The organism is Gluconobacter sphaericus NBRC 12467, from assembly GCF_006539125.1.
GTDB classification, from domain to species: Bacteria; Pseudomonadota; Alphaproteobacteria; order Acetobacterales; family Acetobacteraceae; genus Gluconobacter; species Gluconobacter sphaericus.
Window position 1 is genome coordinate 1 of the sequence record NZ_BJMK01000039.1, and the last position, 17,542, is coordinate 17,542.

The following is a 17,542-nucleotide window of genomic DNA, read 5'->3' on the forward strand; positions in this document are numbered from 1 at the left end:
CCCAGACCTGAAGTCTTTCTCGTTTTCCGAAACTTCATGGTTTAGGAGCAAAACCTATTGATTTAATTGCGGAAAATCAGTCAAAGACGACAAGCGGAAATACAAAAGACGAAACCGCATCGAAATCGTGTTCGGCAGGCTCAAGGACTAGCGGTAGGTCGCAACACGCTATGACAGGTGTTTGATGCCTTCTTCTCCGCTAACTGCCTCGCCGCAACCGTCATCTTCTGTCTATCATTGGTAGACGAGCAAAGGTAGGCCGAGTTTGGGGCATTCTTGCCGTTGGCGAATATGCCTGCGCGCCCCAAATAGCCAAAGACCGCAAGCCGGACACGACGGCCAAGCTCCTCCAAGCCTACCTCCCCTATACGTCCTGCCATATCGGTCATGCCGCGTGTGAGACCAATGACGTCCACGGTCAACGTCGCGGCATCCGAATGGCATTTTCCGGCCCGATTCAGAACGTTAAGGACACAAGCATAAATCTGGTCGGAGCCAGACATCGACCGCTTCGTCTGCGGGAGCCTAGCTTCCTCCACGTCCAACACACGTGCAAGGACGGGGCGCCGCAATTGATGTCGGACAGCGGCCAATACCATTGCGTCCAGTGCCTCCTCCCATCTCTCGATAATTGAGGCCTGCATGATTTCAGCCTCGAGGAGGTTGGCCTCCCGAGCGATCAACGCAAGAGTGATTGCGTCCTTGTTAGGAAAATATTGATAGAGAGAGCCAATGCTGACGCCGGCCTTCTGGGCAATAGCATTCGTCGTGTAGCCTTCGAAGCCTTCCACCTCAAAAATGCGAGCCGCCGCCTCGATGATCGCCTCTACGGTGTGCGTTGCACGCATTTGCCTAGCGGTTTTGCGGGGTTCAAGCGCATCAGGCGAAGGGCGTCTGGCCATTAGGATATGCGAGTTTGATACATGAGCAAAAGCTTATATTTTTTGGTTATCACGTCAAGCCATTGGAGACCAGAATGAGCACAATTGACACCAAACTCTGCGAAGACCTACTACGTGAAATCACAAAAGAAATTGCGGCGGCCGGACCAAAATTTGCATCTTTCCTGCCCCTGAGGCAGCAAATCGCTCACGTCCGCAAGGCCAGCAAAGAAGCCGAATCCCGGCTCCGTTCCCATTTAGAGATGCATTACCCCGACATCGGCTGGACCGGTGAGGATGATCGTCCTCACCAGACGGACTATTGGCTCTACGATCCGATCGACGGGGCATATCATTACTTGCAAGGTCTGCCGCTCTGGTCGGCTTCGCTGGCGCTGGTCCGTAACGGTGAAGCCGTATTCTCGATCGTCTATGACCCAATCCTGGACGAGATGTTCATCGCTCAGCGCAAGGGAGGTGCAAGTTGCAATGGTGTTGCCCTTAATGCATCTGCCAAAACGGAACTGAAAGCGGCGGTTGTTGGAAGCGCCATTGCTCCGCTGGCGCAAGTTAGCCAGGAACAGCAGGATGGGGCCCTGTCCTTGATCCGCAGTATCGCGCATTCAGTCTTTGTGGTGCGTCCGATGGCTGCGGCCTCTCTTCAACTCGCTTATGTGGCCGCCGGGCGGCTCGACGCCTATGCCGAAGTCGGGAAGGATGCCGCTGATTGGTTTGCGGGTGCTCTCCTTATCCGCGAGGCTGGCGGATTGGTGACCGATCTAAGGGGTGGTGAATTCGGGTGGACTGGTGAAGGAATCCTAGCTGGCGGCGACGTTATTCAACCCGCTTTGTGGGCGGCGATTACGACGCCCCAAATACAGGCCTGATATCACGCCAAGTCCAACTGGAAATTGCATGAGTCGAGGTCTAGGCTCAGAATAATCACTAAAACATCAAGCTGCATTTGATGTTTTTACGTCTCATGACGGCTAGTCATCGCATAGTGCGCCAACTTTTTCACCAGATAATCGAACATCAATCGAATTCGACGGTCGCTGCGCATGTCGGGATGAATCGCAACCCAAACATCCATAGAGAAAATTAGCTCGGTATGAAGAACGGGAATGAGATTTCTATCTCGTTTCGCAATCCCTAATTGGCTTGCGCCAATACCGAACCCCGTACGTAATGCAGCCAGCTGTGCGAGATCGCTATCCGAGCGGAAGGCAAACATTTCGCGGGTAAGCGGTACTCTCATCATTTCTATCATCCGAGAGTGGGCTGGATTCCGGTCATATCCAATTAATGCATGTTGACGCAGATCGTAGAGACACTGAGGCATCGGACGCTTTTTAAGGTAATGCTGGTGAGCGTAAAGTCCGGCGTCAATATTTCCAATTCGCTTGGCTACCAGAGCAGCTTGACTAGGTCGGACCATTCGGACGGCAATATCCGCATCTCCGCGCAACAAGTCCTCATTACGGTTCGAGAGGACGAGCTCTACCGAGATTTGGGGATAGAGTGAATAAAATCCGGTAAGGAGCGAAGGAAGAACTTCGCTGCCAATCACTTCGCTCGCAGTGATACGTACGGTTCCTCGCGCCTCATCGGCCTTACCAGACGTCGAGCGCCATGCCGTCTCCGCGGCTGCAGCCATTGCCTCGGCCGACGGGATTAAGCGCAAGCCCGCTTCTGTCGGTGACAGACCATCAATCGAACGCGTAAAAAGCTTGACTCCGAGTGATGCTTCAAGCGCTGCGACTTGGCGGCCCATCGTAGGCTGCGTCGTGGCGAGCATGCGGGCGGCACCTGACAGGCTGCCTTCGCGCACGACTGCAAGAAACGCCCGAAATAAGTGCCAGTCTGGAATGTGAGTATCCATGCATTATCGTATGATAAATGTGCGTTATTAAGCAATTAATGTTTGGCTGCCCACAGCTTAGGGTATGAACAAATCACCCATGCCTGGAAAAATCTCATGCCAATCAAATCGATATCCTGCGTCTCTGTGACCAGTCATGACCGTAGCCATCGCACAAAAGCAGGTGAATTATTCACTTCAGAGACCCGTTTCCTGACAGTCGATGGTGGTCACATCGCTTACGACGACACAGGCGGAGATGGCCCACTAATCCTTGCGATCCCTGGAATGGGTGATTTGCGATCCGAATATCGACTGTTGCGACCAATCCTGCAGAATGCGGGTTATCGAGTAGTGACCATGGATGTTCGCGGCTTTGGTGAGACATCAGCGCAATGGCCCGACTATTCGGCGCATGCTGTTGGGCGCGATGCGCTGACGTTGGTTGAGCATTTACAGGCTGGCTCCGCAGTTATCTTGGGCAACTCGTTCGCCGCCGGAGCCGCGCTATGGGCTGCACACGACGCGCCGATGCACGTAAGTGGAGTAGTTCTGCTTGGCCCTATTGTGCGAGACCTGCATGTATCATGGTTTGCAATGCTTGCCTTGCGGCTTGGCTTCGCGGGGCCTTGGCGAATCTGGTTCTGGGCCACTTATTGGAACAGCCTGTTTCGGACCCGCAAGCCGGTGGATCAGGGGCGAGTTAAAGCTGCCATCACGAAAAACCTACGCGAACCGGGACGGATAGCAGCACTCCGAACAATGATCGGTCTATCGAAGGCAGATACTGCCGCTCTGATACCTCGCAGCCGGGTTCCCGCCCTTGTGGTGATGGGCAGCCGTGATCCAGATTTTCCAGATGCCGAAGCCGAGGCACAATGGCTCGCCACTCAACTTCATGCTGATAGTCTGATGATCGACGGGGCAGGGCACTATCCACATACCGAAATGCCGGAACAAGTTGCGCCTGAACTGCTGTCGTTCATTGCGCGAGTGCATGATTAACTCAAGGCGGAGGGTTCAAAAAAAGCCCTGCTTTTGAACTCTTCTGTATGCTTCCATTCGTTCGGTTCTGATTGAGGGAATGGCACTATGAAGCAGGCCGGTTTCTTTGATGTGGACGAGCGGCTTGCTCGATTGAGTGGGCTTTGCTCTATTCAGGTGGGAGTAAAGGCGGACGACTACCATTTGATCCGGTGCTGATGTTCAAAATTCTGGTGATCCAGGCGCTGAACAATCTGTCCGACAAACGGACGAAGTATCTGATTAACGATCGCCTCTCCTTTATGCGCTTTCTTGGTCTGAGACTGTCGGAGCGGGTTCCGGATGCCAAAACAATCTGCCTGTTTCGCGAGTGTCTGACACAGGCGGGAGCTATTGCAAGACTGTTTGAGCGGTTTGACGCGACCCTGCGCAACGCGGGCTATTTGCCGATGTCTGGCCATATCCTGGATGCAACGCTGGTCGCCGCTCGATGTCCGTGCCGGTCATGCGGGGCATGGAAAATCTCAAGACCGCCCTTCGCCTACTCAACAGCGGCCTGGATGCTGAAGTCGAAGCGAAGATCGCAATGGTGCTCGACGAAGCGGCACGCGCCATCGGGCCGGACACGGGGCATCTGCTGAATATTCTGGCTCGCAGCCTTTCAGCCCCGATCATCCTCGAACTGGGAACATCCTTTGGCTATTCCGGAATCTGGCTGTCCGACTGGATCGATTGTTGGGTCGGTGATGCCGTGTCCATGATCGGGGATTTCACGCAGAAGGTCGATTTCGTCTTCGTCGATCTGTAGAAGGAGCTTTACTTACCCTGTTTCGAAACGTTCTATCTGCGTCTCAATTTGGGTTTGATCGTCGTGGCGGACAGCATGATTCGGCCGGGAACGAAGGACGTGAAGCGCTAAGGTCGCGCGGCGCGTGCGCTGTCCGGCATCTTGCTGTCGGTGGAACAGGGAGCGAAGTCAGTCGCTTCGAGCCCTGAGGCGAGATAGCGTTAGACTTTTATGCGACGATTACAGAAAACATCTAGGGCCGTATACGGTCATAGGTGTCTATCATAACAGGATCTTTTCGTGCAGCCATCTTCCATGGCAGAGACGGCCTCTGCCTATAGCTCTTCGACACGTCTGCTTGTTTTTGTTGGTCTTATTCTGACTATGGTCATGGGGGCTCTGGACCAGAGCATCGTCTCGACTGCGCTTCCCGCCATCGTCAGTGACTTCGGTGGCCTGGCCCATATGTCTTGGGTGGTGACGGCGTTCATGCTCACTTCCACCATTGCAACACCGATATATGGCAAGTTGTCTGACATGTTCGGCCGTCGTCCGTTGCTGGCGTTCAGCATCGGATCCTTTCTGTGTGCCTCGCTCTTGTGTGGGCTGGCCCAGAACATATGGCAGCTGATCCTGTTTCGTGGGCTTCAGGGCGTGGGGGCAGGGGGCCTGATGACGCTGTCGCAGACGGTAATTGGCGACATGGTACCGCCTCAGCAACGAGGGCGCTACCAGGGGTTATTCACTGGGGCGTTTGCGGTTAGCAGCGTGACCGGGCCATTCCTCGGCGGCGTGCTGACCAGCGCGTTGTCGTGGCGTTGGGTGTTTCTGGTCAATCTGCCAATCGGCCTGCTCGCTTTCGGGCTGATCATGCTAAGTCTGCCCGTCGGCCAGAGAGAGACAAGACCGCAGATCGACTATCCTGGGGCTGCTCTGCTGAGCGTAGCGACGGCCGGATTCCTGCTCCTGTTCAACGCGCTTGGCACGTCCCTGCCGTGGACCTCGCCGCTGACATTTCTCCTGCTGGGGTTAACCATGACGCTGTTTGTGTTGTTCATTCGGCAGGAACGGCGCGCACTGGAGCCGCTCATCAATCTGGATCTGCTGCGTATCCCGACTTTTTCCGTCTGCGTTACCGCGACCGGAATCATGTCTTTTGCGATGATGGGATCGATGATCTTTCTGCCTCTCTATTATCAGCTCGTCCTTGGGGAGACCCCTGCAGTGTCCGGTCTGATGATGCTGCCGCAGGTCGGCACGATGATGATCAGTTCGGTGCTGGGCGGATATGTGTCATCCAAAACGCAACGCTATGCCCTGCTGCTGGCCATCGGAGTCGGTATCGAATTTACAGCACTCACCCTGATCGCAGTTTGCGCACATCATGGTACGCCAGCTTTGTTCTTCCTGCTCAGCTTGGGCTGTCTGGGTTTCGGCATGGGAATCGGTATGCCTAATGCGACGGTGATGATGCAGAATGCCGTGCCGCCCGGATCATTGGGCATCGCCACTGCTATGATGTCCTTTATCCGTTCGCTGGGCGGATCGCTTGGCGTGGCGCTCTCGGGCGGCGTAATGGCGCTCACACTGCAGACCAGGCTTCAGGCGCTACCGGAGAAGATCGACGTGCCGGCATTCCTGGAGAAAGGTATGGCCGCGATCCGCACACTTTCTCCCGCTACGCACTCAGAGGTGACCCGGGCTTACAAGGGCGCGATCAGCGCCAGCATGAGTGTAAGCAGCAGCTTCATGTTCCTGGCGTTGCTGTTGATCGTCGGGTTGATGTTGAGCCAGGTTCCCACGCGAAATAAAATGGAGAGCGAATAGGGAAGCTGCTGATATAATTCTCCCAATGGACGATCTGTCGTTTGTCAAAAAAATGCAGATCGCCGGGCGAGGAAAACTGCGGGTGACAGCGATCAGGAAGATGCAGTCCATTATTCTCTGCATGCAGGACACAGCATCCGGTATCGTCATGTCTCTATAGGCACAATATGGTCTCGAAGACGGACCATGCTCGCCTGCAGAATGGAGCCGGTGCATGGACGGAGAGGAAAATATCCGCGAACAGGATAATAATTTTACTGTGTCGAAAATCAAGGGTGTTGTCAGTGTCGATCTTGCCCTGTCTGAATTTCTGGATCTCTGTTTTTCTGAAAACGAACGCCAGTTTTCTGGCTGCGATGCCCGCCTGAAATGTCCATGGGAAGCACCACTACTGGCTCGGGCAATCAGAGGTCTGCTGCGTAAGGGGTAGTCCGTTTCCACTTGGGGCGCTTCAAAAAGTGGAGCTGCTATCAGTCCCGAAAGAGGTGGCGCGGTTCTCCTCTTCAGCGCAACTGGCTGCGCATTATGGCGGCGGCGGTTGAAAGGCAGCCAAGCGTCTAATACGCACGCATTACGAAGGAACGGCTTCAGGCGGGAAGCAATGGTCAATATAATGAGCAGCAATCTGATCAGAACAGTGATGACACCTTCTCAGTGCGCCGCCCAGAAACTCTGCATTCTGACTTCGATCTGGCGCAAGAGCGGCAGGTGAATCTCTCCATTATTCTTATAGATCGCAGTGGGGTGCTTTTGGCGTTCGACCGGATGGATGAGGCGCCCGTTGTCACAGTTGACGTGGCGATCGGAAAGGCCCGCACTGCGGTGTGTCTTCCAAGGTGTTCGAGGACATGATCAGCACGGGTCAGCCTTCCATGGCGAGCGTGCCTGGAATTTTGCCTCTGCAGCCCGTCGCGCAAAGCATGGAGCGTATAGAATATCTCCCCCCTTATTTCCAAAAACAGGAGATCTGTCATGAATTTCAAAAGTAAAAAATTATCGTCATTGGTGGGGTATCTGGTTTGGGGCGGGCTGTGGCGTGCAAGGCGGCCGAGCTTGATGCTCAGGTTATGATTACCAGCCGTGAGCAGGATAAACTCACTGAGGCTCAGCGTGATTTCGCCTCGGCGGGGCTTCATGTCACAGGTTGCATTGTTGATACGGCCGATGTTTCCAGCATCACGGCTTTTTTTGACGGGATTGACCTCTTCGATCATCTCGTCTCTATGGCTGGAGGCTTCATGGGGGCGGCTTTCTCAGTGCCGACTATGAGACGATCCGTCGCGCTGTTGACGGGAAGCGGTTTGCCAACCTATTGCCCGCCATGCAGCGCCCAAGATTGCACAAGGCGGCAGTCTCGTGTTTACCGCAGGTGCCGGTGGTCGCCTTGATAATGCCTCCGGGGCCATTGTCGGGAATGACGCCATTCGTCTCATGGTGGAGGGACTGGCAGTTGAGCTGGCTCCCCGCGCTCGTGTGAATGCAGTGGCACCCACGTGGACCGAAACGCCTCTGTGGAAAAATATGCCCGCTGCTGACGTACAGGCGACCAAAGAGCGTTTTTCAAACACTATTCCATTCAAAAGAACTGCTGAAATAGAGGAGGTGGCACAGGTTTATATTTTCTGATGCAATGTGGGTTCATTACTGGTCAGACCCTTACTGTCGACGGCGCTCTGAGTCTACAAATCTATTTTTCAGATAACATGAGATCTTTTTAGGAGAGTTCAATGAATTTTTTTAATGCTGGCGAGACCTGCTCTCTGTTCCACAACAGAAACAGGGTTGATTCTGCATCGTGCTCACTCAGGGGGAGCGCACTCAGGCCTGCTGGTAGAAGCGCAGTTACACTCTCGGCAACGATTGAGAGACCGAAGCCCGCGTGAACCATTCCGAAAATGGCGCCGATATTGGTGACCTTCCATGTCGGCTCCAGGGAAAGCCCATTTTTATGTGCTATCGTTTGGACAATATGTGCGATCCCGACTTCGTCCGTATCCTGAAATCCGATCAGCGGAATGGGATGGATTTCCTGTATGGAAAGACCAGTTCGGGATGCAAGAACATGGTTTTCTGGAAGTAAAATAAACAGTTTTTCTGTAACGTATCGTTGTGTGATGCAGGTGGAGGGAACCGTTTCAATATCCCGCACCAGTGCGACGTCAATGTCCTGTTTTGCCACAGCGGTGACGAGGTCCGAAATTGATTTTTCAGCCAAGGTGATCTGAACTTCGGGGAAACGCAGGCCCATCCTTTGAAGGTGATCGGGGAACATCCGTCCTGCCAGAGCCGACCCGACATGCCCAAGAACAAGATGGCCCCTCTCCCCTCGGGCCACACTTTGTACCTCATCGATTAGGTTGTGATGATCCTTCAATAGCCGTTCCGCCGCTGTCCGACAGGCGCGGCCCGCGCTGGTTAGGTCAATGCCCCGTTTTCGACGATGGAATAGCTTGACGCCAAGCGCATCTTCCAGAGCCTTGATCTGCTGGCTGAGCGCAGGCTGTGCGATGTCGAGTTTCTCCGCCGCTCGGGCGACGTGCAGGGTTTCACATACAGTGAGAAAGACGGCCAGCCTGCGTAGGGAAGCAGATGTCAGATTTTTATTCATAAATTTTGACTTATCAATAATGCCTCATAATGAATATGGATACTATGATAGGGGCCGCATAGTCTTCCTTTCACGACAGAAAGGATTAATGTCATGGATAGGACAGATCACACCGCCCCCCTGCCGGTTATCGATCTCCGCTCAGCTTTGGCACGGCTGGAGCAGTTGCCGGATGAATTGATTTCAACGGCCCATGAGGTCGACCCTCGCTCTGAACTGGCGGGTGTCTATAAACGTGTCGGAGCTGGGGGCACCGTCATGCGTCCGACCAGGACCGGCCCAGCAATGATGTTCGAGAACGTGAAAGGTTATCCTGGATCACGTGTGCTGGTTGGGCTAATGGCGAAACGTGAGCGCGTGGCCCTGCTGCTTGATAGTAAACCCGGGGAACTTGGACAACGGATGGGCGAGGCGGTGCTTAACGGGATTGCGCCGGTCGTAATCAAGGACCAGGCGGCTCCCTGTCAGGAACAGATCTTTCGGGCCGATGATCCCAAGTTTGATCTGCGTACTCTTCTGCCTGCTCCAACCAATACGGAAGAGGATGCTGGGCCCTATTTCTGTCTTGGCCTGCTGCTCGGCAGCGATCCCGATAACGGTCATACGGACGTGACCATTCATCGCCTGTGTGTGCAGGGACGCGATGAACTTTCGGTGTTTTTTGCACCCGGACGTCATATTGATGCCTTCCGCGCCAAGGCGGAAGAGCGGGGTGAAGCATTGCCCATTACCATCAATATGGGGCTGGATCCTGCGATCCCTATCGGTGCGTGTTTCGAGGCCCCCACTACGCCACTGGGCTTTGATGAACTGACCGTAGCTGGTGGGCTACGGGGCAGGCCGGTTGAACTCGTGGATGCCGTGACGGTCAAAGAACGTTCCATCGCCAGGGCCGAAATCGTGATCGAAGGTGAAATCCTGCCGGGACGTCGGATACGAGAGGACGTCAACACCGATACCGGTCATGCGATGCCTGAATTTCCGGGTTATAATGGCCCCGCCAATCCATCCTTGCCGGTGATCAAGGTCAAGGCCGTGACCATGCGGAAGAATGCTATTTTGCAGACATTGGTCGGACCAGGCGAAGAGCACGTGAATCTGGCAGGGATCCCAACGGAAGCCAGCATTTTCAATGCCTGCGACAAGGCGCTGCCGGGCTTTGTGAAGAATGTCTACGCACATAGCGCAGGTGGAGGAAAACTGCTGGCGATCCTCCAGGTCTGCCAGCGCAGCGCAGGCGATGCAGGCAAGGCGCGTCAGGCCGCGCTGATTGCTTTAGCAGTATATCGCGAACTTAAGAATGTTATCATCGTTGATGACGATGTTGATCTGTTTGACAGTAACGACGTGCTCTGGGCGATGCAGACACGATATCAGGGAAATGTGGATACCGTGTTCGTGCCAGGGGTAACGGGGCATGTGCTCGATCCCTCGCAGGTGCCGGATTATGATCCATCCATCACTGCGAAAGGTGTGTCCTGCAAGACGATCTTTGACTGCACCTATCCATGGAAGCTGAAGGAACATTTTGTGCGAGCGCAGTTCCGGGATGTCGATCCGCATCCGTTCGCACCGTCGATTTTTCCTCAAGTCGGCATGTAACGCTTCATGAAACCTGCCCACTGGACTGTCGCGCCAGATAGGCCAGTGGATCCCATGCGCAAAATACCATCGTGGCCCACTATCTGAAAGGGAGCGTTTCATGGCCCGCAAACGGATTGTTGTCGGCATTACCGGGGCATCTGGCTTCCAGTACGGAGTTGAAGTTTTGCGTCTGCTGCGGGAGGCTGATATCGAGACGCATCTTGTCATGTCCCGTGGCGCACAATTGACGCGTGAGCATGAAACCAGCCTATCGGCTGAGGACGTGTGTGCCCTTGCAAGCCAGATCCATTCGCCCAGCGCACTGGGCGCATCTATTTCCAGCGGATCCTTTCGTACCGACGGTATGATTATCGCCCCGTGTTCCATGCATACGCTTGGTGCAATTGCATCGGGTGTTACGGACAATCTTGTCACGCGCGCGGCCGATGTCGTGCTCAAGGAGCGACGGCGTCTGGTACTGATGACACGTGAGGCGCCGCTTCATCTGGGTCATCTGCGTAACATGCAGGCGGTGACCGAATACGGCGGCATCATTTTTCCCCCGGTTCCAGCTATTTACGCCGCGCCGCGCACAAGTGCCGACATCATCCGCCACAGTGCTGCGCGCGGCCTGTCGCTGCTGGACGTGGATGTGGCTGAGATGCCTCGCTGGGGCGAAACACTGTCTGCCGTCTCAGCGGAAAAATAGGGATACAGTAATGTTGATCGGCTCATACACTGACGCAGGCGTGGTGCTGACCAGAGGCATCCATGGCCATGCCATTGCCGTAATGGTCATATCCCTGCTGCTTGGGGTTATCATAGGCGAAAGCTGTGCCTTGGAGAGTCATCTGGGGCGGTGTCCACGTGGGGAATCGGTTGCTGGGACGCTTTGTGCCGATGCCTGCAGATCTGACGCCAGAGGTGTTTCTTGAGCGCTTCGTGGCACTTACCGTTCTCTTCTGCGCCAGCGGTACTGGAATATTCGGTGCCATTCATGAGGGAATGACAGGAGACCCGTCCATCTTGCTCGCAAAGTCTGTTCTGGACTTTCTGACTGCCGCTATTTTTGCAACAACGCTGGGCTTCGCAGTCGCGGCTATATGCATCCCTCAACTGGTGGTTCTGCTGGTTCTTGCGACAGGCGCCACTTATCTTGTTCCTCTGACGACCGCGCTGATGAATGACAATTTTGCAGCTGTAGGGGGCGTGCTGATGCTGGCAACCGGATTCCGGATCTGTGGCATTGTCAAATTTTCGGTTGGCAACATGCTGCCCGCATTGGTGCTGGCCATGCCCATGACCGCCATTTGGCTAAGGTTTGTTGGATCATGACCGCATTCACCCCCAGAATTGATGCCCTGCTGGAAGAATATCATGTCATGTCTCTGGCGGTCTGCGCCGGGCACCAGCACTGGGCGGCCCCTGTATTCTATGTTTTTGATCCGTTACGTATGCGTCTGTTGTTTGTAACAGATCCCTCGACCCGTCACGGTCTATTGCTGGAGCAGACAGGGCGGGCAATAGCAACTGTCAGTGGTCAGGACCGATCCATTCCTTTCTTGCGTGGACTGCAGATGGAAGGGGATGCATGGAGGCTGGGTACTGCGGACAGGAAATTGTCAGAACACCTCTATACGGATCGGTTTTCTATTCCACTCCATCTTCAGCCTGTCTATTGGGCGTTTACGCCGCTTTACATTAAGGCGATCGATAATAGGAACGGCTTTGGTTATAAGGAAGAATGGGGCCATTCGCAGTAAAAAATCATTCGTTGCCCTGTATGGTCGCCTTTATACTGCTACATATATTTGATGTGGCATGACATTGCTTGATTTTTTTTCTGTCGAATTAAATCTAAAAGGATATTTTTCTTGATATGAAAAGAATACTTCTGACCCTGACCGTTCTCCTTGAGATCATGGGCGTAGGGACCGGATTGCTGTCTGTCCCTGTCACTTCGGCACAGGCAGCGGATCACGCTTCTCTATCGGTGATCGCACCCGTCATATCGTGCGAGGCGCTGGGGAATGTCGATCTCGCACCTGTCGTCGGCGCTGCCGTTCACGGCCAGAAGGCTGCTGTGCTCCAGACGCCGAAGGGCACCTTCTGCAAGGTTACAGGACAGATTGCGCCTGCGATTTCCTTCGAGGTCGATCTGCCCATGGAGCACTGGACACAGCGCTTCCTGTTTGGGGGCTGTGGCGGCCTGTGCGGCATGACGCGTGTGGGCGTCAGTAATGCTGGCGCTTGCGCTCCTGCCCTGAACGGGGAATTCGTTATGGCAGGCGACGACATGGGCCATACCGGCCCGATGATGGGGCTGTCGCAGGGCGAGTTTGGTAAAGACCCACAGAAGCGTATCGACTTCGCCTATCGCGCGAACCATGTCACCGCGCTGGCGGCCAAGGCCCTGACAGCGGCCTTTTACGGACAAGCCCCGAAATATTCCTATTTTGTCGGTTGTTCTGATGGCGGGCGCGAGGCCCTGATGGAAGCGCAACGCTTCCCCGATGATTTTAATGGTATTTCCGCTGGCGCTCCAGCGGCTCTATTTACCGTGCAGAACTCTTTCTATCATGCGTGGAACGTGCGCGGGAACCAGCGTGCCGATGGCACCAATATTCTGCTGCAGAGCCGCGTCGGTATTCTGCATGATGCCGTCATCCGCCACTGCGATACGTTTTCGGGTGTAAAGGATGGGATTCTCGAAGAACCCCGCACCTGCCATTTTGATCCCGCATGGGTGCAGTGCCCCGCAGGGCATGGGGATACGTCGCACTGCCTGACGGCGGAGGAAACGCAGGCGGCTCTTCGACTTTACAAGGGTGCGACGGATGAAGCAGGGAATTCCTACGTCATCGGCGGCCCTCTTCCGGGATCGGAACTGCAATGGGCATTGCCGGCGACGGCGCACGGCGAGTCCATGAGTTACGGTATTGCGGCTTCGGCGATTGCCTATGTCATTCCGGCGCAGGGGGATGAAAAGGCGGCTGACCTGTCCCGTTTTCTATTTGATGATGAATCCTTCGCTCGCATGAGCGCGCTGGCCTCGCTGTATAATGCCGCAAACACGAACCTGCGTCCGTTCCGCAAACATGGTGGGCGCCTGATCCTGTGGCATGGGCTGGCGGACCAGTCGATTTCTCCGCTGAACACCATCGCGTATTATCAGGGCGTGCAGGGGGAAATGGGTGTGGAGCAGACCGACAGCTTCCTGAAATTCTACCTGCTGCCCGGCGTCGGACATTGCGGCAATGGCGAGGGTTTTCCGCAGGTTGATTTCCTCTCCCCGCTGATGGCCTGGACGGAAACCGGCACTGCGCCCGGGTCTATCCGGACCGAAAGGACGACGCAGGGCAAGGACGCGATGGGGCCACCGTCCGGTGGGCATATCAAGCCGCCGGCAGGCGGGCAGATTCACGTGGCCATGCCCAGTCAGCCTTATGCGCGACCAAACGCCACGGCGATAGCCAGCCGTCCGGTTTATTCCTATCCGTATATTGCTCAGTATGCCGGGACAGGAGACGTTAATGATGCGCAGAATTACCGGCCTGTGAAATCACTCGTATCCCTGCCGATGATCTTTAAAAGTCACGCTATGTCGCTGATTGGACCGGATAACCAGAAGAATTACGAAGTCAGGAATGGAAAGCTGGAAGTCATGCATTAGGCTCAGGACTCATAGCCAGAAGATGACGGTTGCGGCGAGGCAGTTGGCGGAGAAGAAGGCATTCAGGCATCTGTCATAGCGTGTTGCGACACGTCGTCCGTTCTGATCGGTGACCGCATGCAGCTTCGTGTTCATGCCACCTTTTGTCCGTCCTATTAGGCGGCTTGGATCATCCTTTCGAACCGCAGACTCGAAGCCGTGCGGTACGCCTTGAGATAGGTCTCATCACTCATGATGGTCTGGGGCTCTGCCTTTCCGGTAGCCAGACCGTCTATCATTCGGGCGAAAATCCCCATGGCATCCCAGCGCTTCCTGCGGTTGTAAGCGTCTTATGGGGACCGTATTCCCAAAGCGCACCACGCCAGCGCAAGCCATTGCGATTTAAGAAAATGATATTGCTCAGTACGCGGCAATCATCAACGCGAGGTTTGCCGTGACTTCTTGGGAAAGAACGGCAGCAGACACTCCATTTGTTCATCCGACGGCCAAAACAGATCGCTCATCTTCGGGCCATGGTGGTGGCGGTAGCACGGATCAGGCGCAGCGACAGCGGTAGATGGAAGGATCGAAGAACCGCTGATTGATTTCGCCTGATTTTGTTTTTTGATGAGTTGATTGATGATGGTTAGAGGTGGCTACAGGTCAGAGCTAAGGGGTTCTTCGAACCCTCCATGTGGGGTAACAGCGGGTTGCAGGATCAGGCGGCAGCTCAACCGTGGGATCAAGACCAAAGATGTGAAGAGCGCTGCTTCCAAGCCGTGTCCGCTTTCGGATAGTCATGCATCTCGGGCAAACAGTCAGAATGAAGGCGTAAGCGGACCTGCTGTTGTCGCCTTCCTTCTGGATGTGTAAGCCGCTGACAGGCAATTCCCAAAACAAGCGGTTCGCAAGCCCCCAAACAGATTTGGCCAGAATTTAGAGAGAAAGCGTCGTCTCTGGATTGTTGATGGTCTTTGCTTAAAAGAAATGGTCGCGTTAATTGCGAAGCAATTTCGCTTCAGATCCTGCCAGAAGAGAGAGAACGAGCTTGTTCAATGGCGTTGGGATGTTGTGGCGCGCGCCGGCTCTCACCACAGCTCCTGTCAGAGCCTGATATTCCGAAGGAACCATTGCCTGTTTGTCCTGAAGCATAGAGCTCTGACTCTCTGGGGGAATGGTTGATATCCACGTCAGGGTATCTTCGACATCCTGTACTGTAATATCCGCCCCCTCTGCTCGGGCGACAGGAAGAGCTTCGAGCATTAGGGCTCTTGCACTGTCCGCAATGTCCGAGCGGTGCATGATGCCTGTTGGCTGGCCGGTTAAGGCAGTTAACGGGTTGACGGAAATGTTTGTCAGAAGCTTCAGCCATAAGCGTGTCTGGATATCCTCTGTTAGTAGGACACGAAGGCCGCCAGTGGAGAATGCGCTGGCTAGCAGGTGTGCTTGCTCCTGTTGAGGTAAGAATACGTCCTGATGACCGATTCTGCGCAGATTGACGCTACCTGGATTGTCCCGCTGTGCATTGAAGTAAATAATTGCCGGAATAATTGGTGAATCAGAAAAATAGTTTTGAAAAATCTGCCGCTGATCAATGCCGTTTTGTGCCACCAATACGGTTGTATTTTTGCCGTCAAAAGCTGGAAGCCAATGCGATACCGTATCAACCTGCTGGGATTTGACCGCAATAATCAGGAGGTTGGGCGGCTTAAAGTTTTGATGGGTGTTGAATTTCTTGACAAAATATTGTGAGAAAATTCCATTTTCCTGCATGGAAATTTTGTCCAAAGGCGTCCGTGCGCCGAGGATCGATACATCCCAGTTGGCTTTTGCCAGAGAGGCAGCAAGCACCAGACCAACGGATCCCGCTCCGATCAGGGTGGCTGAATATCGTGATAAGGTCATGTGCGCTCTCGATAAGATTTGTCAGGAAGTATCTCTCAGGTTTTGCGTAAAACAGTGGCGACGTGACATATGCAACCCCAAAACTTGTTGAATGCGGTCTGAAAGGGATATCCTGTGAGCACAAATCTACCGGAAAAGAGCCTCACGGTTTCAGACATTCGGGGGCGGAAGGGAGGCGTTCCTCTGGTATGCCTGACGGCTTATACGACGCCGACAGCCCGGCTTGTTGACCAGCATTGTGATGTCACTCTTGTCGGAGATAGCCTGGGCATGGTTTTGCACGGCCTGCCTTCCACACTGGGGGTGACCCTGGAAATGATGGTTCTTCATGGTCAAGCTGTAATGCGGGGCCTCTCACGTTCACTATGCGTCATTGACCTGCCATTTGGGACCTATGAAGAAAGTCCCGCACAGGCCTTTCGGAATGCGTCCCGTCTTCTGGCTGAAACAGGCGCTGCAGCGGTCAAGCTTGAAGGCGGCGTACAGATGGCTGAGACGATCGCTTTCCTTGTTGCACGAGGCATTCCTGTCATGGGCCACATTGGTCTTACACCGCAAGCGGTCAATGTCCTGAGTGGCTACAAGGTCCAAGGAAAGGGGGCGGATGCTCAGCGTATTCTTACCGATGCCCAAGCCGTATCAGATGCGGGCGCATTCGCAGTTGTATTGGAAAAGATACCACAAGCCTTGGCCCTCGAGATTACAAAAGCAATTGCAATCCCTACGATTGGGATTGGCGCCGGACCTGCATGTGATGGACAGATCCTGGTTGTGGATGACATGCTTGGTGCCTTTGCTGATTTCAGGCCAAAATTCGTGAAACGCTATGCGGAGCTTTCAAAACAGGCTTCTCAGGCGATCGAACAATATGCTGCTGAGGTCCGGTCTGGAGAATTTCCGGCGCAAGCGCATAGCTTTGGTCAGTCAGTGTAAGCTTCAGGAGCTCTGAAGTCCTTGAGGATCGGAGTGCTAGGTTTCGTGGACAATGGGTATCTACCCGGTCGATCATGTCAGCCAGGGTTTCAGGCGTCGCATTGAACACGTCCGCCACTACCCAACGTCGATAGCGTCGGAACACGCTGTTCCACTTGTCGTAGTCATCAGGCAGATGGCGTCATTGTGATCCGGTTCGGACAATTCACATCATATCTTTGAAATACAGGGCTGTTTTTCGCAGGATGGCCGCCACGATCCGTCTCAAGCACAAGCCGCGTCATCGGTGATGGCCCATTTTTTGTCCGAAAGCCCAATATGCTCTCCAAAAGGCAGCCTTGAATCAATCGCGGATATTACGGTCGATTTTTGCCCTCGAAATCTAATGTATTGAGAAAGCTGTACAGCCGATTAACCAATTCTCGCGTTAGCAGCAGTTTTTTAGTTGTGCGCCTCGCAACCATTTACAGTTTCTGAAACCCCCGCCGCCTCCATGAGGCCGCGGGGGGGGGGGGGGGGG

16 protein-coding genes and 7 pseudogenes are annotated in these 17,542 nt (G+C 54.4%); 17 read left to right on the plus strand and 6 right to left on the minus strand.

The window, feature by feature from the left end; all coding sequences use genetic code 11:
• Positions 1-73: 73 nt before the first annotated feature.
• Positions 74-258, plus strand: a pseudogene (locus tag GSP01_RS12940) (transposase); the annotation flags it as partial.
• Positions 259-692: 434 nt separating this feature from the next.
• On the opposite strand, the pseudogene GSP01_RS14965 reads toward GSP01_RS12940, so the two are convergent.
• Positions 693-902, minus strand: a pseudogene (locus GSP01_RS14965) (TetR/AcrR family transcriptional regulator); the annotation flags it as partial.
• Between the two features lie 74 nt (positions 903-976).
• Between GSP01_RS14965 and GSP01_RS12950 the strand changes: the two are divergent.
• Positions 977-1,768, plus strand: coding sequence for an inositol monophosphatase family protein (locus tag GSP01_RS12950; RefSeq protein ID WP_141354154.1), 792 nt, complete (start codon positions 977-979; stop codon positions 1,766-1,768).
• Positions 1,769-1,854: 86 nt separating this feature from the next.
• Here GSP01_RS12950 and GSP01_RS12955 read toward each other — a convergent pair whose 3' ends face one another.
• Entirely contained in the window at positions 1,855-2,763 is a 909-nt protein-coding gene (locus GSP01_RS12955; protein ID WP_141354156.1) for a LysR family transcriptional regulator, read from the minus strand.
• A gap of 96 nt (positions 2,764-2,859) precedes the next feature.
• Here GSP01_RS12955 and GSP01_RS12960 point away from each other — a divergent pair, with 96 nt between their 5' ends.
• From GSP01_RS12960 to GSP01_RS12995, 9 genes and pseudogenes are all read left to right on the plus strand, one after another.
• Entirely contained in the window at positions 2,860-3,747 is an 888-nt protein-coding gene (locus tag GSP01_RS12960) for an alpha/beta fold hydrolase (RefSeq protein WP_141354158.1), read from the plus strand.
• 87 nt (positions 3,748-3,834) lie between these two features.
• Positions 3,835-4,214, plus strand: a pseudogene (locus GSP01_RS12965) (transposase); the annotation flags it as partial.
• An 8-nt stretch (positions 4,215-4,222) separates the two neighbouring features.
• Positions 4,223-4,345, plus strand: a pseudogene (locus tag GSP01_RS15385) (PadR family transcriptional regulator); the annotation flags it as partial.
• A pseudogene (locus GSP01_RS15390) lies at positions 4,322-4,722 on the plus strand (O-methyltransferase); the annotation flags it as partial. The pseudogenes GSP01_RS15385 and GSP01_RS15390, both read left to right, overlap by 24 nt.
• 91 nt (positions 4,723-4,813) lie before the next feature.
• Positions 4,814-6,340 carry an MDR family MFS transporter gene (locus GSP01_RS12975; protein WP_174787602.1) on the plus strand — a complete coding sequence of 509 codons (1,527 nt, stop codon included), beginning with the start codon at positions 4,814-4,816 and terminating at the stop codon, positions 6,338-6,340.
• A gap of 214 nt (positions 6,341-6,554) precedes the next feature.
• Positions 6,555-6,770, plus strand: a complete 216-nt coding sequence (locus tag GSP01_RS12980; protein WP_141354160.1) for a hypothetical protein — start codon at positions 6,555-6,557, stop codon at positions 6,768-6,770.
• A gap of 314 nt (positions 6,771-7,084) precedes the next feature.
• Positions 7,085-7,192, plus strand: a complete 108-nt coding sequence (locus GSP01_RS15480) for a hypothetical protein (protein WP_373862364.1) — start codon at positions 7,085-7,087, stop codon at positions 7,190-7,192.
• A 179-nt stretch (positions 7,193-7,371) separates the two neighbouring features.
• The gene (locus tag GSP01_RS15485; RefSeq protein WP_167495556.1) at positions 7,372-7,728 is read left to right on the plus strand and encodes an SDR family oxidoreductase; all 357 of its coding nucleotides are present in this window, start codon (positions 7,372-7,374) and stop codon (positions 7,726-7,728) included.
• Positions 7,652-7,966, plus strand: coding sequence for an SDR family oxidoreductase (locus tag GSP01_RS12995; RefSeq protein ID WP_141354162.1), 315 nt, complete (start codon positions 7,652-7,654; stop codon positions 7,964-7,966). The genes GSP01_RS15485 and GSP01_RS12995 overlap by 77 nt, the downstream gene beginning before the upstream one ends.
• A gap of 88 nt (positions 7,967-8,054) precedes the next feature.
• Here GSP01_RS12995 and GSP01_RS13000 read toward each other — a convergent pair whose 3' ends face one another.
• A complete protein-coding gene (locus GSP01_RS13000) occupies positions 8,055-8,714 on the minus strand; it encodes a LysR family substrate-binding domain-containing protein (protein WP_255320904.1) in 660 nt (219 codons plus the stop codon).
• Between the two features lie 39 nt (positions 8,715-8,753).
• Positions 8,754-8,948 (minus strand): annotated as a pseudogene (locus GSP01_RS15490) (LysR family transcriptional regulator); the annotation flags it as partial.
• Between the two features lie 93 nt (positions 8,949-9,041).
• Here GSP01_RS15490 and GSP01_RS13005 point away from each other — a divergent pair.
• From GSP01_RS13005 to GSP01_RS13025, 5 genes are all read left to right on the plus strand, one after another.
• Complete coding sequence (locus tag GSP01_RS13005) at positions 9,042-10,550, plus strand: UbiD family decarboxylase (RefSeq protein WP_141354166.1); 1,509 nt, start codon at positions 9,042-9,044, stop codon at positions 10,548-10,550.
• A gap of 100 nt (positions 10,551-10,650) precedes the next feature.
• Complete coding sequence (locus tag GSP01_RS13010; protein ID WP_141354168.1) at positions 10,651-11,241, plus strand: UbiX family flavin prenyltransferase; 591 nt, start codon at positions 10,651-10,653, stop codon at positions 11,239-11,241.
• 191 nt (positions 11,242-11,432) lie between these two features.
• Entirely contained in the window at positions 11,433-11,867 is a 435-nt protein-coding gene (locus tag GSP01_RS13015; protein WP_202256591.1) for a DUF554 family protein, read from the plus strand.
• Positions 11,864-12,295, plus strand: coding sequence for a pyridoxamine 5'-phosphate oxidase family protein (locus GSP01_RS13020; RefSeq protein WP_141354170.1), 432 nt, complete (start codon positions 11,864-11,866; stop codon positions 12,293-12,295). The genes GSP01_RS13015 and GSP01_RS13020 overlap by 4 nt, the downstream gene beginning before the upstream one ends.
• Positions 12,296-12,411: 116 nt before the next feature.
• Entirely contained in the window at positions 12,412-14,205 is a 1,794-nt protein-coding gene (locus tag GSP01_RS13025; RefSeq protein WP_141354172.1) for a tannase/feruloyl esterase family alpha/beta hydrolase, read from the plus strand.
• Between the two features lie 9 nt (positions 14,206-14,214).
• Here GSP01_RS13025 and GSP01_RS13030 read toward each other — a convergent pair.
• Positions 14,215-14,708 (minus strand): annotated as a pseudogene (locus tag GSP01_RS13030) (transposase).
• A 472-nt stretch (positions 14,709-15,180) separates the two neighbouring features.
• Positions 15,181-16,089 (minus strand): ketopantoate reductase family protein, encoded by a 909-nt coding sequence (locus GSP01_RS13035; protein WP_141354174.1) that lies wholly within the window; start codon positions 16,087-16,089, stop codon positions 15,181-15,183.
• Between the two features lie 114 nt (positions 16,090-16,203).
• Here GSP01_RS13035 and panB point away from each other — a divergent pair, with 114 nt between their 5' ends.
• Positions 16,204-17,022, plus strand: coding sequence for a 3-methyl-2-oxobutanoate hydroxymethyltransferase (panB, locus tag GSP01_RS13040; RefSeq protein WP_141354176.1), 819 nt, complete (start codon positions 16,204-16,206; stop codon positions 17,020-17,022).
• Positions 17,023-17,542: the final 520 nt, after the last annotated feature.

Bases quoted from the DNA above. Each gene is read 5' to 3' on its own strand.
- GSP01_RS12950 (WP_141354154.1), top strand. From the start codon at position 977: ATGAGCACAATTGACACCAAACTCTGCGAAGACCTACTACGTGAAATC.
- GSP01_RS12955 (WP_141354156.1), bottom strand. From the start codon at position 2,763: ATGGATACTCACATTCCAGACTGGCACTTATTTCGGGCGTTTCTTGCA.
- GSP01_RS12960 (WP_141354158.1), top strand. From the start codon at position 2,860: ATGCCAATCAAATCGATATCCTGCGTCTCTGTGACCAGTCATGACCGT.
- GSP01_RS12980 (WP_141354160.1), top strand. From the start codon at position 6,555: ATGGACGGAGAGGAAAATATCCGCGAACAGGATAATAATTTTACTGTG.
- GSP01_RS13005 (WP_141354166.1), top strand. From the start codon at position 9,042: ATGGATAGGACAGATCACACCGCCCCCCTGCCGGTTATCGATCTCCGC.
- GSP01_RS13010 (WP_141354168.1), top strand. From the start codon at position 10,651: ATGGCCCGCAAACGGATTGTTGTCGGCATTACCGGGGCATCTGGCTTC.
- GSP01_RS13015 (WP_202256591.1), top strand. From the start codon at position 11,433: ATGCCTGCAGATCTGACGCCAGAGGTGTTTCTTGAGCGCTTCGTGGCA.
- GSP01_RS13020 (WP_141354170.1), top strand. From the start codon at position 11,864: ATGACCGCATTCACCCCCAGAATTGATGCCCTGCTGGAAGAATATCAT.
- GSP01_RS13025 (WP_141354172.1), top strand. From the start codon at position 12,412: ATGAAAAGAATACTTCTGACCCTGACCGTTCTCCTTGAGATCATGGGC.
- GSP01_RS13035 (WP_141354174.1), bottom strand. From the start codon at position 16,089: ATGACCTTATCACGATATTCAGCCACCCTGATCGGAGCGGGATCCGTT.